17 protein-coding genes are annotated in these 19524 nt (G+C 50.4%); 13 read left to right on the top strand and 4 right to left on the bottom strand.

Annotation, left to right across the window (positions count from 1 at the left end):
• Positions 1-29 precede the first annotated feature (29 nt).
• Complete coding sequence (gene glpE / locus G8768_RS18320) at positions 30-350, bottom strand: thiosulfate sulfurtransferase GlpE (protein ID WP_166847917.1); 321 nt, start codon at positions 348-350, stop codon at positions 30-32.
• Positions 351-530: 180 nt separating this feature from the next.
• Positions 531-1235 (bottom strand): DUF3313 family protein, encoded by a 705-nt coding sequence (locus G8768_RS18315; protein ID WP_166847919.1) that lies wholly within the window; start codon positions 1233-1235, stop codon positions 531-533.
• Between the two features lie 333 nt (positions 1236-1568).
• On the opposite strand from G8768_RS18315, the gene G8768_RS18310 reads away from it, so the two are divergent.
• Together G8768_RS18310 and G8768_RS18305 are read left to right on the top strand one after the other, a co-directional pair.
• On the top strand, positions 1569-2234 hold the full coding sequence (locus tag G8768_RS18310) for a transglutaminase-like cysteine peptidase (protein WP_243749603.1): 666 nt from the start codon (positions 1569-1571) through the stop codon (positions 2232-2234).
• Between the two features lie 116 nt (positions 2235-2350).
• The gene (locus G8768_RS18305; RefSeq protein WP_166847922.1) at positions 2351-2773 is read left to right on the top strand and encodes an ExbD/TolR family protein; all 423 of its coding nucleotides are present in this window, start codon (positions 2351-2353) and stop codon (positions 2771-2773) included.
• Positions 2774-2865: 92 nt separating this feature from the next.
• On the opposite strand, the gene G8768_RS18300 is transcribed toward G8768_RS18305, so the two are convergent.
• Both G8768_RS18300 and gltA read right to left on the bottom strand, forming a co-directional pair.
• Positions 2866-3492, bottom strand: coding sequence for a hypothetical protein (locus tag G8768_RS18300; protein WP_166847926.1), 627 nt, complete (start codon positions 3490-3492; stop codon positions 2866-2868).
• Between the two features lie 286 nt (positions 3493-3778).
• On the bottom strand, positions 3779-5068 hold the full coding sequence (gltA, locus tag G8768_RS18295) for a citrate synthase (RefSeq protein ID WP_166847929.1): 1290 nt from the start codon (positions 5066-5068) through the stop codon (positions 3779-3781).
• A gap of 615 nt (positions 5069-5683) precedes the next feature.
• Between gltA and sdhC the strand changes: the two genes are divergently transcribed.
• The 11 genes from sdhC (at position 5684) to G8768_RS18240 (ending at position 19509) form a co-directional block, all read left to right on the top strand.
• A complete protein-coding gene (gene sdhC, locus G8768_RS18290) occupies positions 5684-6058 on the top strand; it encodes a succinate dehydrogenase, cytochrome b556 subunit (protein WP_166847932.1) in 375 nt (124 codons plus the stop codon).
• A complete protein-coding gene (gene sdhD, locus G8768_RS18285) occupies positions 6052-6420 on the top strand; it encodes a succinate dehydrogenase, hydrophobic membrane anchor protein (RefSeq protein ID WP_166847936.1) in 369 nt (122 codons plus the stop codon). The genes sdhC and sdhD overlap by 7 nt, the downstream gene beginning before the upstream one ends.
• 3 nt (positions 6421-6423) lie before the next feature.
• Positions 6424-8196: a succinate dehydrogenase flavoprotein subunit gene (gene sdhA, locus G8768_RS18280; protein WP_166847939.1), complete on the top strand. Its 1773-nt coding sequence runs from the start codon at positions 6424-6426 to the stop codon at positions 8194-8196.
• 16 nt (positions 8197-8212) lie between these two features.
• The gene (locus G8768_RS18275; protein ID WP_166847942.1) at positions 8213-8917 is read left to right on the top strand and encodes a succinate dehydrogenase iron-sulfur subunit; all 705 of its coding nucleotides are present in this window, start codon (positions 8213-8215) and stop codon (positions 8915-8917) included.
• Positions 8918-9892: 975 nt separating this feature from the next.
• Positions 9893-12733, top strand: coding sequence for a 2-oxoglutarate dehydrogenase E1 component (locus G8768_RS18270; RefSeq protein ID WP_166847945.1), 2841 nt, complete (start codon positions 9893-9895; stop codon positions 12731-12733).
• Positions 12734-12834: 101 nt separating this feature from the next.
• Positions 12835-14055 carry a 2-oxoglutarate dehydrogenase complex dihydrolipoyllysine-residue succinyltransferase gene (odhB, locus tag G8768_RS18265; RefSeq protein ID WP_166847948.1) on the top strand — a complete coding sequence of 407 codons (1221 nt, stop codon included), beginning with the start codon at positions 12835-12837 and terminating at the stop codon, positions 14053-14055.
• A gap of 90 nt (positions 14056-14145) precedes the next feature.
• A complete protein-coding gene (gene lpdA, locus G8768_RS18260; protein ID WP_166847985.1) occupies positions 14146-15591 on the top strand; it encodes a dihydrolipoyl dehydrogenase in 1446 nt (481 codons plus the stop codon).
• 250 nt (positions 15592-15841) lie between these two features.
• Positions 15842-17008, top strand: a complete 1167-nt coding sequence (sucC, locus tag G8768_RS18255) for an ADP-forming succinate--CoA ligase subunit beta (protein ID WP_166847988.1) — start codon at positions 15842-15844, stop codon at positions 17006-17008.
• Positions 17009-17881, top strand: coding sequence for a succinate--CoA ligase subunit alpha (gene sucD, locus G8768_RS18250; protein WP_166847991.1), 873 nt, complete (start codon positions 17009-17011; stop codon positions 17879-17881).
• Positions 17882-18148: 267 nt separating this feature from the next.
• Positions 18149-19048, top strand: coding sequence for an ABC transporter substrate-binding protein (locus G8768_RS18245; RefSeq protein ID WP_166847995.1), 900 nt, complete (start codon positions 18149-18151; stop codon positions 19046-19048).
• A gap of 107 nt (positions 19049-19155) precedes the next feature.
• Complete coding sequence (locus G8768_RS18240; RefSeq protein WP_166847999.1) at positions 19156-19509, top strand: rhodanese-like domain-containing protein; 354 nt, start codon at positions 19156-19158, stop codon at positions 19507-19509.
• Positions 19510-19524: the final 15 nt, after the last annotated feature.

Here is a 19524-nt window from a genome sequence, read left to right as displayed (position 1 = left end):
GGTGTGAAAATTTCAGGTTAAACGCTCAGTTAAGAGTGTTCCACTTGTTGGGGAAACAGGGCGCGCCACTCTTCCATGCCACCATCCAGGCTATAAATGTCGGTGAAATCTTTTTGTGCGAGAAACGCGGCCGCTTGTTGACTGCTGTTCCCGTGATAGCAAACCACGATAGTGGTCTGGTCAGGATCGGCTTCCAGCAAAAATTCATCGAGGTTGCGATCGCTCAGGTGAATAGAACCGGGAATGCGGCCAAGGCCAAAGGATTGTGGGTCGCGAATATCCACCAGTTGGCATTCCTCTTTGGTGAGGCGCTCGCTGAGTTCCTGACAATTGATGTGTTGAAAATTCATAAGGGACAGCTCTTGTAAACAGCAGGCACATTGTATCCTTTCTGATCCATCGACAACAGCAGCCTTAAAATATTCTCGGAAACAACAGCACAAATAATCGAGTTTGAGCAGGCGAGGAAAAACGCAAGATAAAGGCGGTGGGGCGAAATCGGACGAAGCGAAGCGCTTCGTCCGAAGCAATTAAACGGCGGTTCCGTCGAGCAGTGTGGTCAGGTTGCGATCCAGGTTTTTGGCCCAGCGACGAATAATACGTTTCGCTTCACTGCGATTAAAGACGCTGCTGGCACGGCGCAATTGATGGTACTCCGTGGCTTCGCGCTTTGAGCGAATGGTGCCCAGCAGCTCACCATTTGAACCATCGATCACATCCAGTAGCAAGGTGGCTTTACCGGCGGAGTAGACCCTTAAGTGTCGACTGGCGTCGGCGTTTTTCAAGTCTGGTGCATTGATCACCAAATCCACAATTCGGGGTTTGATAATCAGCGTTTTGCTGTTGGCATCCTTACTCAGCGCAAGGCGGCTGTGTTCCGAAACCAGCTTGCTGAACTCCTCATCAAAGAGTTTCGAGGCTTTCTGGCGCAGTTCGTCTTCTTCCTGCTTACTGATGTGATTGGCCAGGGAATTGCGGTCCAGGTTGTAATCACGGCGCCAGTTGCGGCGGAATTTGACACTGACCGGATGCAGCTGAATCTGTTCGAAAGCACTGCTGGCGCGAGGGGCGGCTTCCAGCGCTTTGCTGCGATGAATTTGCAGGCGCGATTGATCGACAATCAAAGACATTTCAGGCTTCGGTTCGGCTTTCTCGGTGTCGCCGTCGTTTGCGAAACCTGGACTGCCGAGTGCAAATAGGCACAGGCCAATGCATAGAGACTGTATGGATTTCATGGTTTAACTCCTATCACGAAATGGGTCTCGGCTATGGAGGGAGGCCGAGGAGCCCGGTGCTGTCAGTTTCGACTGCACCGGGGTACAAAAATTCCCATCTATCAGGCTTTTCTGCCAGCTTTTCCGGTCCGAGCGGTAGAGTTTTGATTGGCCAAGCCCGGGAATCTGGGCTAAACCTTATCTATGGCCCCATTTCCGAGGCTATAGATTTGTCGTCTCCAGCCGCTAATAGCGATAAGCAGTATGCCACCTTTCCGAGTGCCGGGAGGAACCGTTGGCATCGATAATTACACTACCTATCGAAATTAGGGTTTGAATCAAGGAGTGAGCGCTTTGTATCGCTTAAAGTGCCCCATTTTTAGTCTTTCTGTGTTGTTGTTTGCCGGTCCCGTTGCGGCCCAGTATATCGACGGTATCAATGATCAGGTCTTGAATCGAGTCGCGTCGAAGTATGGAGATCAGGCCCGAACCCGGGTGGCTGATTGGAAAAAACTCATGGATACCAACGCTGATCCTCAAAATGCGGTCAGTGAAAATAAAAAGCTGAAAACCTCCAATAGCTTCTTCAATAAGATACGCTGGGTCAGTGACCAAAAGCACTGGGGGCGTGAGGACTATTGGGCGACGCCCATCGAAATGCTGGGTACCAATGGTGGGGATTGTGAAGATTATTCCATTGCCAAGTATTTCACACTGAAAGACACCGATGTTTCCACCAGTAAGCTGCGTATCACCTACGTAAAAGCCATCGAGTACAATCAGGCTCATATGGTGTTGGCGTACTATAAAACGCCTGATGCCGAGCCTTTGATCATGGATAACATCAATCTGCGCATTCTGCCTGCTTCACAACGCAATGATTTGTTACCGGTGTACAGTTTCAATGGTGAGAACCTGTGGTTGGCGAAGGCTCGCGGTAAGAAGTTGAAGGCGAGTAGCCAGCGCAGTTTACCCCAGTGGCGTAAATTGAATGAAAAGCTGTTAGCCGAGGTGATGTAGGGCGATCGAGCTTTCAAATCAACATTCAGTTTGGTTTTGACAACTTAAACCTATCGCTTGGCGTATTTAACCGCTACTATCAAAGTGCACTTAAGCAAAATAGTAGAGGTGAAGCGATGATTCGACGTAAAAAACCGATGGTTGATTCTACCGATAAGGCTGAAATTGACCTGACTCCGATGCTTGATGTTGTGTTTATCATGCTTATTTTCTTTATCGTGACGGCGTCGTTCGTTAAAGAAGTTGGTATAGGCGTGAATGTGCCGGAACCCAACCACGCACAAACCCCTCCACCACCTGTAGAAAATATCCTGATCCAAGTAAATGCCACAAATGAAATATGGATGGAAGGGCGCCGTGTTGATGTTCGCGCGGTGAGAGCGAATGTTGAGCGTTTACACGCCGAAAACCCGAAAGCTTCCGTCATTGTGAAGGCAGATGGAAAATCGAGTACCCAAACCTATATCGCCATTGCAGACGCTGCACGTGCCGCGAATGTGCATAATATTTCTCTTGTGCCCGATTTGGCGCTTAATTAATTTTTTATCCCAGGCTCAAAGTTCAGAGCCCAGTGTTGGTTCTGCGATGGGCAGCTTCCCCCGTTCTATACGCGAACGGGGGCGTTGAACACTTAAAAAGAACGGCCACTCTGTTTCAGTTTGCGCCAAATTTCCTTGTGAACCCAGCCTTCCTGGGTCAGATGCATTGTGGTGCGACGTTTGGCCGGGTGATCGGCGGCTTCCAGATCCTCTGCGACTTTCCAGTTGAAACCTTTTAGTGCCTGTGCGAAGTCCGCAGTCCAGTCTTCGGCATCTTCCAGTGTATAACTGTAGCTTACGCCGAGTTTGCGGACGGGATCTTTCGGGTTGTGCTTCTGGATTTCAATGATGTCCACCAGTTCATACTCACCATAGCAAAACTGGGTGAAGGTACGACGTCTATCCTGTTCGGTGTAAACCACATCGCGGCCATCATCTGTCAGTTGATAGCTAACCTGAGTGCCTTCCTCCCGGCGTTCGAGGATGTCATTTTTGACCAGCATCTGCAGCAAGCGATGACGGGGGGCGCGCATGATATGAGGGACATCGTCCTTCTTTTTGAGATAAAACGGAAAACTGATTTCATAACCAACACAGGCGCGGTTGTCTTCAAAATAGTTTTCGAGTGAGTCGGCAAAATTGGATTCACTGGGGTCTTGTGGGCTGGAGCAAGCTAGCAGGCTGAGTGGGAGGGTCAGGGTACAGAACTTCTTTAACATCTTGTCCTCGCTTCGGTAGAAAACAATCCTTGAATCGGAAACTTACGGAGTACAAGTTTAGTCGCGCATTCGTAATTATGTGGAAATCTGACGGCCGGTTTTACGAGTGTTGAAATCTATTTCAACTGGAGAGAGGGAGGAAAAGCTTGAGTGTTTAGAGGCGCAGCGAGAGCTTGAGAACGTTAGGGAATTTGCTTTTTAAGAGCCTTAAAAAACAAAACCCCGATTAAAAAATCGGGGTTTTATTGATCAGAACAGACCTGTTGGTCGTTGTTCTGTCGGCGTCTTATCGCTTATCCAGCGGCTGATAATCGCGGGAGGCATAGCCAGTGTACAGCTGACGTGGACGACCAATCTTGTACGGATTGGAGATCATTTCGTGCCAGTGTGCAATCCAACCGACAGTACGGCCAGTCGCGAAGATCACAGTGAACATATCCGTAGGGATACCAATCGCTTTCATGATAATGCCAGAGTAGAAATCAACGTTTGGATACAGCTTCTTCTCGATGAAGTACTCGTCTTCCAGAGCGATTTCTTCCAGGCGCTTGGCGATAGCCAGCAGAGGATCATTTTCAAGGCCCAGTTCAGCCAGTACTTCGTCACAGCTTTCTTTCATCACTTTGGCGCGTGGGTCAAAGTTTTTGTAAACGCGGTGACCGAAGCCCATCAAGCGGAACGGATCATTTTTATCTTTGGCGCGAGCAACAAACTCGTCGATGCGATCAACGCTGCCGATTTCTTCCAGCATGGTCAGCACCGCTTCGTTAGCACCACCGTGAGCTGGGCCCCACAGGGTCGCAATACCGGCAGCGATACAAGCAAATGGGTTGGCACCGGAAGAACCTGCCAGGCGAACAGTTGATGTAGAGGCGTTCTGCTCGTGGTCAGCGTGCAACAGGAAGATTTTGTCCATGGCGCGGGCCAGAACCGGATTTACCTTTGGCTCGTCACATGGCGTACCAAACATCATGTGCAAGAAGTTCTCGGAGTAAGACAGATCATTGCGCGGGTACATGAACGGCTGGCCAATGTGGTGCTTGTAGCACATGGCGGCCAGGGTTGGCATCTTGGCGATCAGACGGTGTGCAGAAACTTTGCGGTGTTGTTCGTCAGTGATATCCAGAGAATCGTGGTAGAAAGAGGCCAGGGCGCCTACTGCACCACACATGATGGACATTGGGTGAGCGTCGCTGCGGAAACCGCGGAAGAAGCGAGAAATATTTTCGTGCACCATAGTGTGATGGGTAATGGTGTCAACGAATTCGTCTTTCTGCTCTTTGCTTGGCAGTTCGCCATTTAATAACAGGTAGCAAGTTTCCAGGTAGTCAGAGTGTTCGGCCAACTGATCGATCGGATAACCACGGTGCAGTAATACACCGGCGCCGCCATCAATGTATGTGATTTTGGAATCACAAGAGGCGGTGGCCATAAAGCCCGGATCGTAAGTGAAGTAGCCTTTTGAAGTTAAGCTGCTAACATCGATCACGTCTGGACCGACGCTGCCAGAGTACATTGGCAGTTCTATGGTTTGCTCTAAACCGTCGACCGAAAGGGTAGCTTTCTTATCAGTCATTACGGGCTCCTATTTCTGCTGTAAATTCTGCTTCAAGTTCGCAGTGCATGGCGTCGCCATAATTGCTATCCGTACGAGAACAACACTGCACATTTATGCGGCCTTTTGATGTGAAAATTCGCTAAAATTCTTCACTTAGGCTCTAATTCGGTGGACAACTATAAGCGCCGGTGTGTCAAAGTCAATGATCTAAAGCGGATAATCTACCGCTTTTTCGACTTAAGTATAGCCTTTAAAAAGTTCTCTGAGTGCTGAAGCAGCGCATTTGCTCGCTTTGCTGGACATGGGACTAAAGTGCGGTTTCAGGCGACAAAATTTTCGCTTTGTTTATTGTTTGTACGAATTTCTTTCTTACATGTGAACTATTCTCAGTAAGTTCATATTTTTCTTAGACATTTGGCCATATAAACCCCTTTTTATTTGTATTTTTATAGTGTGATCTCTATAATTCCGCGCGATCTTGCAGGGGGGTAGATGGCATTAACCGTGCTCTTTACCTATGCTAGGGAGGTGAATTCTAAGGGCCTTGGCCCGCTGAAGACGTCTCAAACCCGCCCCCGAGTTTTGCAGCCATAGCGTCTAGCAAAAACCGGGCACAATAGGTGTGATACAACCGTGAAAAAAAACAGACCTGTCAATCTCGACATTTCAACGATAAAACTACCCATCACCGCCTACGTTTCCATTCTTCACCGTGTTTCTGGTGTGGCCTTGTTTGCCGGCGTAGCCATTCTGCTATGGATGCTCGATAAGAGTTTGTCTTCCGCAGGTGGTTTTGCTGAGTTGCAAGACACACTGAACAGTCCTCTGTGCCAATTCATTATTTGGTTGACACTGGCCGGACTGGTTTATCACATGGTAGCAGGTATTCGTCACCTGATTATGGATGCTGGTATTGGTGAAGACCTTGAAGGTGGCCAGAAGGGCGCGAAAATCGCCATTGCCGTCATCGCTGTATTGATTCTACTTGCGGGGGTTTGGGTATGGTAACTGCAGTTACAAGTTTTGGCCGTAGTGGCTTATACGACTGGATGATTCAACGCGTAAGCGCCGTTGTGATGGCCGCTTACACAATCTTTCTGGCCGCTTTTATTCTTTTGACTCCAGAGTTGAATTACGAGATTTGGAAAGGACTGTACGCCACCCTGTGGATGCGTGTTTTCTCCTTAATTACTTTGTTGTCGATTGCCGCACACGCCTGGATCGGTTTGTGGGCCGTATTGACCGACTATTTAACTACCCGACTGATGGGCAACAAGGCGACCGTTTTGCGCGTGTTGATGCAGATGGTTCTGGGCTTGATCACCGTTACCTATGTCGTTTGGGGCATAGAGATTCTCTGGGGGGTTTAACACATGGCGAATATGCGCACGATTTCATTTGACGGCATCGTTATTGGCGGTGGTGGCGCAGGTATGCGCGCGGCGTTACAGCTGGCCCAGTCTGGTTACAAGACTGCGGTAATTACAAAAGTATTTCCTACTCGCTCTCACACTGTGTCTGCCCAGGGCGGCATTACCTGTGCAATCGCATCGGATGACCCGAACGACGATTGGCGCTGGCATATGTATGACACCGTAAAAGGTTCCGATTACATTGGTGATCAGGACGCCATTGAATATATGTGTTCAGTAGGCCCTGAAGCGGTCTTTGAATTGGAGCACATGGGCTTGCCTTTCTCTCGTACCGAGAATGGCCGTATTTATCAGCGTCCGTTTGGTGGCCAGTCTAAAGATTTTGGTAAAGGTGGCCAGGCCGCACGTACTTGTGCCGCAGCTGACCGTACCGGACACGCATTGTTGCATGCTCTGTATCAGGGTAATGTTAAAAATGACACCGTATTCCTGAACGAGTGGTTTGCGATTGATATCGTGAAAAACCAGGACGGCGCCGTTGTGGGCGTGATCGCCATGAACATCGAAGATGGCGAAGTGGTGTATGTGAAGTCCAAGGCGACCGTATTCGCCACCGGTGGTGCTGGCCGTATCTACGCCTCCACGACCAATGCTCACATTAATACCGGTGACGGTGTTGGCATGGCTCTGCGTGCTGGTTTCCCGGTGCAGGACATCGAAATGTGGCAGTTCCACCCAACCGGTATCGCGGGTGCGGGTGTATTGGTTACTGAAGGTTGTCGCGGTGAGGGTGGCTACCTGATTAACAAAGATGGCGAGCGCTTTATGGAGCGTTATGCGCCAAATGCCAAAGATCTGGCTGGCCGTGATGTTGTGGCCCGTTCCATGGTTATGGAAATTCTCGAAGGTCGTGGTTGTGGTCCGGAAGGCGATCACGTATTCCTGAAGCTGGATCATCTGGGTGAAGAAACCCTGAACGCCAAGTTGCCAGGTATTCTGGAACTGAGCCGTACCTTTGCGCACGCCGATCCGGTTAAAGTGCCGATTCCTGTTGTTCCAACCTGTCACTATATGATGGGGGGTATTCCAACCAATATTGATGGTCAGGCGCTGACCACTGATGCGGAAGGCAACGATCAGGTAATTGATGGTTTCTACGCCTGTGGTGAGGTGGCTTGTGTATCTGTGCACGGTGCAAACCGCCTGGGTGGTAACTCCCTGCTTGATCTGGTGGTCTTCGGCCGCGCTTCCGGTTTGTTCATTGAGAAAGCTCTGCGCGAAGGTGTTGAGCATCGTGAAGCCACCGATTCCGATCTGGAAGCGGCAATGGCGCGTCTTGATCGCGTAAACAACAAGAACGACGGCGAAAGCGCCTCTGTTCTCCGTAAGGATCTACAAACCACCATGCAGAATCACTTCGGTGTATTCCGTAAAGGTGAGTTCATGCAAGAGGGCATCAAGAAGCTGGCGGATCTGCGCGAGCGTATTGAAAATGTTCGCTTGGATGACAAATCCAATGCCTTTAACACAGCGCGTATTGAAGCGCTTGAACTGCAGAACCTGCTGGAAGTTGCGGAAGCTACGGCCATTGCTGCAGAAGAGCGTAAAGAGTCTCGTGGTGCCCATGCTCGTGAAGATTTCCAGGAGCGTGACGATGAGAACTGGTTGTGTCACTCCATGTACTACCCGGGTGAGAAGCGAGTTGGTAAGCGTGCAGTAAACTTTGCACCTAAAACCATGGATCACTTCGAGCCGAAGGTTCGTACCTACTAAGAGGGGAGTTGGAATCATGTTGAAAGTAGAAGTTTATCGTTACAACCCTGAGACCGACGCTGAGCCATCGATGCAAACCTATGAGGTGGACACCCAGGGTAAAGATCTGATGGTGTTGGACGTGCTGGAGTTGTTGAAGGCTCAAGAGCCGAGCCTGGCGTTCCGTCGCTCTTGCCGTGAAGGTGTGTGCGGTTCTGACGGTATGAACATCAACGGCAAAAACGGTTTGGCCTGTATCAAGGCTCTGTCCGAGTGTGTTGAAAACAATACTCTGGTTCTGCGCCCGCTGCCGGGTCTGCCGGTGATTCGTGATCTGGTGATCGATATGGCCCAGTTCTACGAGCAGTACAAGAAAATTACGCCGTTCCTGCAGAACAATGAGCCGGCTCCGGCCATTGAGCGCCTGCAGTCTCCGGAAGATCGCGCCAAGCTGGACGGTTTGTACGAGTGTATTTTGTGTGCCTGTTGTTCGACGTCTTGTCCTTCGTTCTGGTGGAACCCGGACAAGTTCATCGGCCCTGCGGGTCTGTTGCAGGCTTACCGCTTCCTGGCGGACAGCCGTGACACTGCGACCGAAGAGCGTTTGGCAAATCTGGATGACCCGTTCAGTGTGTTCCGTTGCCACGGAATTCAGAACTGTGTGTCGGTTTGTCCTAAAGGTTTGAACCCAACGCGCGCTATTGGTCATATCCGCAATATGCTGATTCAAAGCGCCACTTAATTGGGGTGTTTGGCCGCTTTTGCGGCCGCTTACAAGCGGTTTACAGAAAACCTTGGAGGTTTAGGCCTGCCAGGGTTTTCTTTTGATAAGATATCGTTGTAAAAAAACAACAATGTCTTATCAATTTTTACCCAAATAGGGTTAAAATATCGCGCCTTATTTCGCTGGCGTAGGCTATCGACTAAGGCCTAATGGGGCGAAGTGGGGAATTTGTTCTACACTATTGCTCTAAATGCGATTGAATAGGGTGGTTTTTGCGCATTTTGCGCGACATTCCACCGAAGTTTGCTGCTCGACTTTCTAAAAGGAAGCCTTCAGTAAACGAATTAAGCCGAGTGCTCAGGCTCAGATCCAGCCCAAAAATGCTGGATGAAGGTGTCGAAAGACGTATCGAATGACATTTCGAGCGAAAATAAGACAGCTGAAATACAAAAAGAGCCGCCCCCTGTCACAGGGGTAATAAATATATTAGTGCGGGAACCCAGCTACCCAGCCACCTGCTGCAAACAGGCGAAAGCCAAGGGCAGGGTAGTCTAGAAAACAATTTATAAGCCACGTCGGTGGCGGACAACGCTTTGTCGTTTGTCTAATACGAGTTAGATGCCCGAGGCTCAGGCCGGGGCGATATGTTGCGCGGGCACATCAAGCCAGTACAACACCGGGGAAGAACCGGAAGAAGTGATGATGGGCTAGGTTCACAAGACCGAAGCCTTGGAATAGCAATACGCTAATGGTATGTAGCAGGGGTAATCTGAGCTGTGCTCAGACTATCTGTAATTAGCCGATTTATCGGCTTGGGTAACACGCGCAGTGACTCGGAATTCCGGGTCAGCGACGGCAAGAACTGACATGCTGATCGCCTTGGTGCACGGAGTCTGTCTCACAGAATCCGTGGACGATTGTAAACAATCAGAAGTAATCAGTGATCTTGTATCCCGTGCAGATGGGTATGCCCCTTTTTAAGGTGGGCAATAAATGCAAGAAAGCATCATGGAGCTACTGTGGAGCACCTCCCATATTTCTGGGGGCAATGCGGCCTATGTAGAGGAACTCTACGATACATATTTACACGATCCCAATGCTGTGCCGGAAGAATGGCGCAGTTATTTCGACCAACTGCCTCGAGTTAATGGCGTTGTAACTCAGGATACCCCTCACTCTACGATTCGCCAGCACTTCGAATTGCTGGGTAAAAATCGTGCACGTCCTTTGGCCGCGCCAGGTTCCGGTGGTGTGGATATCGAGCATGAAACCAAGCAGATCAGCGTGGTTCAGCTAAGCAGCTCGTATCGATTCCGTGGCCACAAGAAAGCTAAATTGGACCCGTTGGGTTTGATGGAGCGCGATGAGGTTCCTGATCTTGAGTTGGGTTTTCATGGTTTAACCCCTGCGGATCTGGATACGGTGTTCCAAACCGGCAATCTCTTTATTGGTAAAGACGAGTGCACTCTGAAGGAGATTATTGATTCTCTGGAGCAAACCTACTGTGGTTCGGTGGGTCCGGAAATCATGCACATTACTGATTTTGCTGAGAAGCAATGGTTGCAACAGCGTTTGGAAAGCGTTCGTTCCAAGCCGGTATTCAGCGAGCAGATCAAAAAAGAAATTCTTGAACGTTTGACCGCTGCTGAAGGTCTTGAGCGTCACCTGGATTCCAAATACCCAGGCACCAAGCGTTTCGGCCTTGAAGGGGCTGAAAGCTTGATTCCGATTCTGGATGGCACCATCAAACGTTGCGGTCACTTCGGTGCGAAAGAAATTGTGTTGGGCATGGCTCACCGTGGTCGCTTGAATACATTGGTTAACGTACTGGGTAAAAACCCGTCCGAACTGTTTGAAGAGTTTGAAGGCAAGCGTTTGCTGTCTGACAGCTCCGGTGATGTGAAATACCATCAGGGTTTCTCTTCCAACGTTATGACCCCCGGCGGCGAAGTGCATTTGGCCATGGCCTTTAACCCGTCTCACCTGGAGATTGCCTCTCCAGTGGTTGAGGGCTCTGTGCGTGCCCGTCAGGATCGTCGTGATGACAGTGAAGGCAACACGGTTGTGCCAATTGTTGTTCACGGTGATGCGGCCTTTGCGGGTCAGGGCGTGGTCATGGAAACGTTCCAGATGTCCCAGACCCGCGCCTACGGAACTGGCGGTACGATCCATATCGTATTGAATAACCAGGTTGGTTTTACCACCAGTAAGCGTGAAGATTCTCGTTCTACAGAATACTGTACTGACGTGGCGAAGATGATCGAGTGTCCGATTTTCCACGTTAACGGTGACGACCCTGAAGCGGTTGCCTTTGTCACTCAGTTGGCGGCGGACTACCGCAATGAATTCCACAAAGATGTGGTGATCGATCTGGTGTGTTACCGCCGTCGCGGTCACAACGAAACTGACGAGCCTTCTGCGACTCAGCCGTTGATGTACCAGGTAATTCGCAAGCACAAATCGGCTCGCACTCTTTACGCTGACCAGCTGGTGGCGGAAGGTGTTATGAGTCAGGCTGAAGCTGACGAAATGGCCAATGAGTACCGTGCCCGTCTGGATCGCGGTGAGCACGTTGCTCACGGTTTGGTGAGTGAGCCGGATTCCTCCATGTTTGTTGACTGGAGCCCTTACATCGGCCACAACTGGCAAACCGATGGCAACACCGGCTACGACATGAAAGAACTGCAGGAAGTGGCCAACAAAGTTGCTCACGTTCCTGATGGCATTCAGGTACAGCGTCAGGTTAATAAAATTTACGAAGACCGCAGTAAGATGGCCCAGGGTGCGCTGTCGATAAACTGGGGCATGGGTGAAACCCTGGCTTACGCAACACTGCTGGAGCAGGGCTTCCCGATTCGTATTACCGGTCAGGACGTGGGTCGCGGTACTTTCTCTCACCGCCATGCGGTTGTTCACAATCAAAAAGACGCCGAAACCTATCTGCCTTTGGAAAACCTGTACGAAGGTCAGCCGGCTTTCGAGTTGTACGATTCTTATCTGTCTGAAGAAGCGGTACTGGCCTTTGAATATGGCTATGCCACTACAAGCCCGAAAGGATTGGTGATCTGGGAAGCCCAGTTTGGTGATTTCGCCAACGGTGCCCAAGTGGTTATCGATCAGTTTATTACCTCGGGTGAGCAGAAGTGGGGCCGTTTGTGTGGCTTGACCATGTTGCTGCCGCACGGTTACGAAGGTCAGGGTCCTGAGCATTCCTCGGCGCGTCTGGAACGTTATCTGCAGTTGTGCGCCCAGCACAATATTCAGGTTTGTATCCCGACCACACCGGCACAGGTTTTCCATATGTTGCGTCGTCAGGCCATTCGCCCGATGCGTCGTCCTCTTGTGGTTATGTCTCCAAAATGGATTCTGCGTCACAAGCTGGCGACTTCTACGCTGGAAGAGCTGTCCGAAGGCCAATTCCACAATGTGATTGGCGATAACCTTGAAGATAAGGCCAAGGTTAAGCGCGTAGTATTGTGTTCCGGTAAGGTTTACTACCACCTGTTGGAAGCACGTATGGAGCGCGGCCAGGAAGATGTCGCATTGGTTCGTTTGGAGCAGCTGTATCCGTTCCCGGATGAAGAGCTGAAGAACGAGCTGGCTACTTATCCAAATCTGGAAGAGGTTTTCTGGTGTCAGGAAGAGCCCAAGAACCAGGGCGCCTGGTACAGCAGTCAGCACCACTTCCGTCGCATCATTGAAATGGTGAACCCGAGCCTGCCTCTGAGCTTTGCGGGTCGCCCGGCGTCTGCTGCACCCGCTGCGGGTTATATGTCCCAGCATATTGAAGAGCAGAACCGCTTTATTGATGAAGCTTTGAACTTGGATAAATAGAACCTGGATCAGTTGAATCTAGATACATCATTTATCAATCTCGAACCCAGATATTGACAGCGCCAGGGCAAGAGCCCTGGCCTAGAAGGAAAAACGACAAAATGACTATTGAAATTAAAACTCCTACGTTTCCAGAGTCTGTCCAAGACGGTGAAGTGGCAACCTGGCACAAGCAGCCGGGCGAAGCGGTGTCTCGCGATGAGCCTATCGTAGACATCGAAACCGATAAGGTGACCCAGGAAGTGGTGTCTCCTGTTGATGGTGTTTTAAAAGAAGTATTGAAAGCTGAAGGCGACACGGTTGTTTCCGAAGACGTTCTGGCGATCATCGAAGCCGGCGCGGTTGCCGAAGCGCCAGCAGCGGCTGCAGCGGCTCCCGCCGCTACGGAAGAGGCCTCGGATGGCGACGCCATTGCCAGCCCATCGGCTCGCAAGCTGGCCGGTGAAAAAGGTATTGATCTGGCGTCTGTAAAAGGCACCGGTAAAGACGGTCGCATTACCAAAGAAGACGTGGCGAATCACAAGGCGGCACCTGCTGCGGCTCCAGCTGCTGCGCCTGCGCCGGCTGCAAAAGCGGCACCAGCGGCCGCTGCCAACAGCATTAACCTGCCGGCAGGTGAGCGCATCGAAAAACGCGTTCCAATGACGCGTATGCGTAAGCGTATCGCCGAACGTTTGATGGAAACCACCCAGGGCACTGCGATGCTGACCACCTTCAATGAGGTGAACATGGCTCCGGTTATGGCTCTGCGCTCCAAGTACAAAGACATGTTCGAGAAAAGCCACAACGGCACGCGCCTGGGCTTTATGGGCTTCTTTGTAAAAGCCGCCACTGAAGCATTGCGTCGCTTCCCTGCGGTTAACGCCTCAATTGATGGCGATGATGTGGTGTATCACGGTTATCAGGATGTGAGTGTTGCAGTATCTACCGACAAGGGCCTGGTTGTACCCGTTCTGCGTAACGCCGAGCACATGAGCCTTGCGGAAGTAGAGAACACCATTCGTGATTTTGGTTTGCGTGCCCGTGAAGGCAAGTTGACCATGGACGAAATGACTGGGGGAACCTTCTCCATCACCAACGGTGGTGTATTCGGTTCTTTGATGTCTACCCCAATCATTAACCCGCCTCAAACAGCAATTCTGGGTATGCACAAAATCCAGGAGCGCCCAATGGCGGTTAATGGTGAAGTAAAAATTCTGCCAATGATGTACTTGGCGCTGTCTTACGATCACCGCTTGGTTGATGGTAAAGACGCCGTTCAATTCTTGGTGGCCATCAAGGATATGCTGGAAGATCCGGCTCGTATCCTGTTGGAACTGTAACTTTATTGTAAACACTCTTGCCCAGTGTAAGCAGACAAAGCCTCACACTGGGCTTTTTCATATTTAGAAAGAACAAGTTGGGAATCATCTATGTCAGACAAATACGATGTGATTGTCATTGGCTCCGGCCCCGCCGGTTATGTTGCAGCAATCCGTGCTGCGCAGTTAGGTCTGAAGACCGCCTGTATTGAAAAGTGGAAAGACAGCAGCGGCGCGGGCGTTAATGGCGGTACTTGCTTGAACGTGGGTTGTATCCCATCCAAAGCTCTGCTGGATTCTTCCCACAAGTATCATGCGGCGAAAGCAGATTATCAGTCTCACGGCATCAATACTGGTGATGTGAGCATCGACGTACCTTCCATGATTGCTCGTAAAGAGAAGATCGTTAAGCAAATGTCTGGCGGTATTGCTGGCTTGTTCAAGTCCAACAAAGTGACATCCTTGTACGGTACCGGCAAATTGCTGGCGGGTCGTCAGGTTGAGCTGACCGATAACGATGGCAATGTGTCGGTTCTGGATGCCGACAACGTTATTCTGGCTTCTGGTTCTGTACCGGTTGATATCCCGGTTGCTCCAGTTGATGGCGATATCATTGTTGATTCAACAGGTGCTCTGGAATTTTCAGAGGTACCTGAGCGCCTGGGTGTTATTGGTGCAGGTGTTATCGGTTTGGAACTGGGTTCCGTTTGGGGCCGTCTGGGTTCCAAAGTGGTTTGTCTTGAAGCTCTGGATAGCTTCCTGGCCAATATGGATCAGCAGATTGCCAAAGAAACCCGCAAGATCCTGACCAAGCAAGGTCTGGATATTCGCACCAGCTGCCGAGTAACGGGCAGTGAAGTGAAGGGCAAAGAAGTTGAAGTGACCTACACCGACGCCGAAGGCAATGATCAGAAAGAAACCTTCGATAAGCTGGTGGTTTGTGTGGGCCGTCGTCCATACACCGAAGGCCTGTTGGCTGGCGACAGTGGCGTAAACCTGGATGAGCGCGGTTTCATCTACGTGAACGATCTGTGTTCCACCAGTGCTCCAGGCGTTTGGGCGATTGGCGATGTGGTTCGTGGCCCAATGCTGGCGCATAAAGGCTCGGAAGAGGGCGTTATGGTTGCTGAGCGTATTGCTGGCCAGAAGCCTCTGGTAAACTACGACATCATCCCAAGCGTTATTTACACCCATCCTGAGGTTGCGGCGGTTGGTCGTACTGAAGAACAGGTGAAAGCCGATGGTGAAGAATACAACGTTGGTGTATTCCCGTTCGTAGCTATCGGTCGTGCGGTAGCGGCTGACGAAGCCGAAGGTATGGTGAAAATGATCGCCGACGCCAAAACCGATCGCGTTTTGGGTTGCCATATTGTTGGCCCGAACGCAGCCGATCTGGTTCAACAGGTTGCTCTGGCGATGGAATTTGGCACCACTGCGGAAGATATCGGCATGACGGTATTCGGTCACCCGACGTTCTCCGAGGCGGTGAAAGAAGCGGCTCTGGCGGTGAATGGTCACGCGATCCACATGCCAAACCGCAAGCGTCGCAAGAAGTAAACGACGCAGAAATTTGCTCGCTCCCTGTCATGCAGTATGACAGGGCGGGCCAAAGGAATAACAACAAAACAAATGGATTTAGGGGCAATGCCCCAGCGGTGTTCGAACTTGGCGGGAATGGCTAGGCAGCTGACATGAAAGGGCTGCTCGAACACGGCACAATTTAGGACGCCATTGCGAGGTTTGCATTGGCGTTATGTAAACAGAAATATGCTGTTCGCAGCATTGGATCAATTAACGGAAAAGCATCATGAATTTGCATGAGTATCAGGCCAAACAATTGTTTGCCGAATACGGTTTGCCGGTTTCCAAAGGTGTCGCTGCTGAGACACCTGCTGAAGCCGCAGGCGCTGCCGCGATTATCGGTGGTGACAAGTGGGTAGTTAAAGCTCAGGTACACGCAGGTGGCCGTGGTAAAGCCGGCGGTGTAAAGCTGGTTGATAACAAAGCGGAAATCGAAGAGTTTGCCAAGCAGTGGTTGGGCAACAACCTGGTAACTTACCAGACAGATGAAAATGGTCAGCCTGTTAGCCGTATTCTGGTTGAGTCCTGCACTGACATCGATCAGGAGCTGTACCTGGGTGCAGTAGTAGATCGTTCTACTCGTCGCATTGTTTTCATGGCCTCCACCGAAGGCGGTGTTGAGATTGAAAAAGTTGCTGAAGAAACTCCAGAAAAAATCCTGAAAGCGGAAATCGATCCACTGGTTGGCGCGCAGCCATACCAGGCTCGCGATCTGGCATTCCAGTTGGGTTTGAAAGGCGATCAAATCAAGCAGTTCACCAAAATCTTCCTGGGTCTGGCTCAAATGTTCCAGGACCACGATTTTGCACTGTTGGAAATCAACCCTCTGGTGATCACCGAGCAGGGCAACCTGCACTGCCTGGACGGTAAGATCAATATCGATTCCAACGCGCTGTACCGTCAGCCAAAGATCAAAGAAATGCACGATCCTACTCAGGAAGACGAGCGCGAAGCGCACGCTGCCAAGTGGGAACTGAACTACGTAGCTCTGGATGGCAACATCGGCTGCATGGTGAACGGTGCCGGTCTGGCCATGGGTACCATGGACATCGTTAAATTGCACGGCGGCCAGCCTGCAAACTTCCTGGACGTAGGTGGCGGTGCGACTAAAGAGCGCGTTGTTGAAGCGTTCAAAATCATCTTGTCTGACGAAAGTGTTGAAGCCGTTCTGATCAACATCTTCGGCGGTATTGTTCGCTGTGACCTGATCGCTGAAGGCGTAATCGGTGCAGTTGAAGAAGTAGGCGTAAAAGTACCTGTCGTTGTACGCCTGGAAGGTAACAACGCTGAGCTGGGTGCGAAAGTACTGGCAGACAGCGGTCTGAACATTATTGCGGCAACTAGCTTGACCGATGCTGCTCAGCAGGTTGTAAAAGCTGCGGAGGGCAAATAAATGAGCGTTTTAATCGACAAGAACACTAAAGTATTGTGTCAGGGTTTCACCGGTTCTCAGGGTACTTTCCACTCTGAGCAAGCCATCGAGTACGGCACAAACATGGTTGGCGGTGTAACACCGGGTAAAGGTGGCACCACTCACCTGGGTCTGCCTGTATTCAACACCATGCGTGAAGCGGTTGAAGCCACAGGTGCTGATGCTTCTGTAATCTACGTGCCTGCGCCTTTCTGTAAGGATTCTATCCTGGAAGCGGCTCACTCTGGTGTTAAGCTGATCGTTTGTATCACTGAAGGTATTCCAACTCTGGATATGCTGGATGCCAAAGTTAAATGTGACGAGCTGGGCGTTCGCTTGATCGGCCCTAACTGCCCGGGTGTTATCACTCCAGGCGAATGTAAGATCGGCATCATGCCTGGTCACATTCACTTGCCAGGTAAAGTCGGCATCGTATCTCGTTCCGGTACACTGACTTATGAAGCGGTTAAGCAGACAACTGATTTCGGTTACGGCCAGTCTACCTGTGTTGGTATTGGTGGTGATCCGATTCCAGGTTCCAACTTCATCGATATTTTGGAAATGTTCCAGAACGATGACAAAACCGAAGCCATCGTAATGATTGGTGAAATCGGCGGTACTGCGGAAGAAGAAGCAGCGGCTTACATCAAAGAGAATGTTACCAAGCCGGTTGTTTCTTACATCGCGGGTGTAACTGCACCTCCAGGCAAACGCATGGGCCACGCCGGTGCGATTATTTCTGGCGGTAAGGGTACAGCGGATGAGAAATTTGCTGCTCTGCAGGACGCTGGTGTTAAAACCGTGCGTTCTTTGGCCGATATCGGCGAAGCTCTGAAAGAAATTACCGGTTGGTAATCGCTGTCAGTGCTTGAAAAAGGCGGGCATCAGGCCCGCCTTTTTTGTATCTGTTTTCTCATCTTCTATCGCCTTAATCCCTATAAAACAGGCGTGAATTGAAAGCTGGCGTGTCGTCCTGAGCAGCAGTAAACTAGTCCTCAGGTGTATGGACGCAAACAAACTATAATCCCATGGAATCTTGTCTTGCTTGCTGTGCTGACGACATGTTTGTATGACTTTCTTTTTGCAGTTCTACGCTCGTTTTTATCGCGTAGGGTTGCCGCCGTGTTGTTAGTTGGTGCGAACACTTCCGCGTATTCCCAAAGCCCGGCTCACGATGCTGGCCGTGATGCTGTTGAACTCTGGTTTTTCCAAACCAATGTGCGTTATCACTTCCGGACTGAGGCGATCAAACTGGCGCTCAGTTATAGCGCGGATATGAAGCCTGAAATTCGACTTCGTCCCTGGACTGAACCATTGACTCAGCAACGAGCTGTTTCGGTGATACGGTCTGGTGAATACCCAATCTTCGCAAGCCTGACGGAACATCGACAATTTCGGTTGCCGGAATTGGTTCGCTCGGATAGAAATCTTGCCGCAGGCGTGATGGGTTTTCGCGTGTTGTTGAGTCAAAAGGATCGACTGGAAAAACTCAAAACGATAGAGACTTTAAAACAAATGCGTAAACAATTGCGTTTTGGTTTTGGTCAACACTGGTTGGATTATTCCATTCTGCAAGCCAACGGTTTGGAGTTGGTGGGCACTCCTCACTACAGCAATTTATTTCCAATGCTGGAAGCGGGGCGCTTTGATGCGATTCCCCGGGGCTTGAATGAATTTGTGGCTGAAGAGCAGTATTGGGGGAAACGTTACCAAAGCATTCGCAGCTTCGATACTTACGCTTTGTATTATCCGTATCCCGTGTATTTGTATATGCACAAAGATTACGAATGGATTCTTGAACGAATTAATTACGGTGTGTTTCGCGCGCAAAATGATGGCAGTATGCGCCGCCTGTTTGAAAAACACTTTGCTGATGAAATTGATTGGCTTAATACCAAGCAGCCCAGGTTGTTTGTGCTTCGTAATGATTTTGTTGATCCTTCCCTGAATATTGAAAACCTCTGCTGGTGGGTGCCACAAGCATTGCTGGAGCAAATATCTCCCTCTGAAAGTTGTCACTAGGAAAGGTGCTGCCATTAAGCCTGCCTTGTTTGGGTCTTGAAATTGAAGCTTGGATTTACCATTAGTGCTTGCTAATGTAATGCCTGAATTCATCCGGAGCCCCACCCATGTTACGTCCCATTCCAGAGATCATCAGTGAAGCGCGTGAAGATTTACGTTGTTTAAGTGCTGAGGATGCCTTTGCAGAACAATCCACTAATCAGGGTTTGATTACTGATGTCCGGGAACCTGCAGAGGTTGCCGAAAAACCCGCCCCCAATTCCATTAATATCCCGCGTGGGGTATTGGAAATGAAATTATCCGACAGCCACCCTGATCCGGCTCAAACGCTTTATATCCATTGTGCATCGGGGGCGAGAGCAACCCTGGCGGCTGAACAGCTTCGTCGTCTGGGGTATCAAAATGTTACGGTGATCACTTGCGCCATCGATGAGCTGCGTAAGGGGCAGGGCGAGGCCTGACTTGCTTTATCTATA

The organism is Pseudoteredinibacter isoporae, assembly GCF_011602085.1.
Taxonomy (GTDB): Bacteria; Pseudomonadota; Gammaproteobacteria; order Pseudomonadales; family Cellvibrionaceae; genus Pseudoteredinibacter; species Pseudoteredinibacter isoporae.
The sequence above is the reverse complement of the archived record's forward strand: the minus strand, read 5'-3'. Positions and strand labels throughout refer to the sequence as shown.

Bases quoted from the DNA above. Each gene is read 5' to 3' on its own strand.
- sucD (WP_166847991.1), top strand. From the start codon at position 17,009: ATGAGCGTTTTAATCGACAAGAACACTAAAGTATTGTGTCAGGGTTTC.
- G8768_RS18270 (WP_166847945.1), top strand. From the start codon at position 9,893: ATGCAAGAAAGCATCATGGAGCTACTGTGGAGCACCTCCCATATTTCT.
- glpE (WP_166847917.1), bottom strand. From the start codon at position 350: ATGAATTTTCAACACATCAATTGTCAGGAACTCAGCGAGCGCCTCACC.
- G8768_RS18300 (WP_166847926.1), bottom strand. From the start codon at position 3,492: ATGTTAAAGAAGTTCTGTACCCTGACCCTCCCACTCAGCCTGCTAGCT.
- G8768_RS18315 (WP_166847919.1), bottom strand. From the start codon at position 1,235: ATGAAATCCATACAGTCTCTATGCATTGGCCTGTGCCTATTTGCACTC.
- sdhD (WP_166847936.1), top strand. From the start codon at position 6,052: ATGGTAACTGCAGTTACAAGTTTTGGCCGTAGTGGCTTATACGACTGG.
- G8768_RS18240 (WP_166847999.1), top strand. From the start codon at position 19,156: ATGTTACGTCCCATTCCAGAGATCATCAGTGAAGCGCGTGAAGATTTA.
- sucC (WP_166847988.1), top strand. From the start codon at position 15,842: ATGAATTTGCATGAGTATCAGGCCAAACAATTGTTTGCCGAATACGGT.
- G8768_RS18275 (WP_166847942.1), top strand. From the start codon at position 8,213: ATGTTGAAAGTAGAAGTTTATCGTTACAACCCTGAGACCGACGCTGAG.
- lpdA (WP_166847985.1), top strand. From the start codon at position 14,146: ATGTCAGACAAATACGATGTGATTGTCATTGGCTCCGGCCCCGCCGGT.
- G8768_RS18305 (WP_166847922.1), top strand. From the start codon at position 2,351: ATGATTCGACGTAAAAAACCGATGGTTGATTCTACCGATAAGGCTGAA.
- gltA (WP_166847929.1), bottom strand. From the start codon at position 5,068: ATGACTGATAAGAAAGCTACCCTTTCGGTCGACGGTTTAGAGCAAACC.
- odhB (WP_166847948.1), top strand. From the start codon at position 12,835: ATGACTATTGAAATTAAAACTCCTACGTTTCCAGAGTCTGTCCAAGAC.
- sdhA (WP_166847939.1), top strand. From the start codon at position 6,424: ATGGCGAATATGCGCACGATTTCATTTGACGGCATCGTTATTGGCGGT.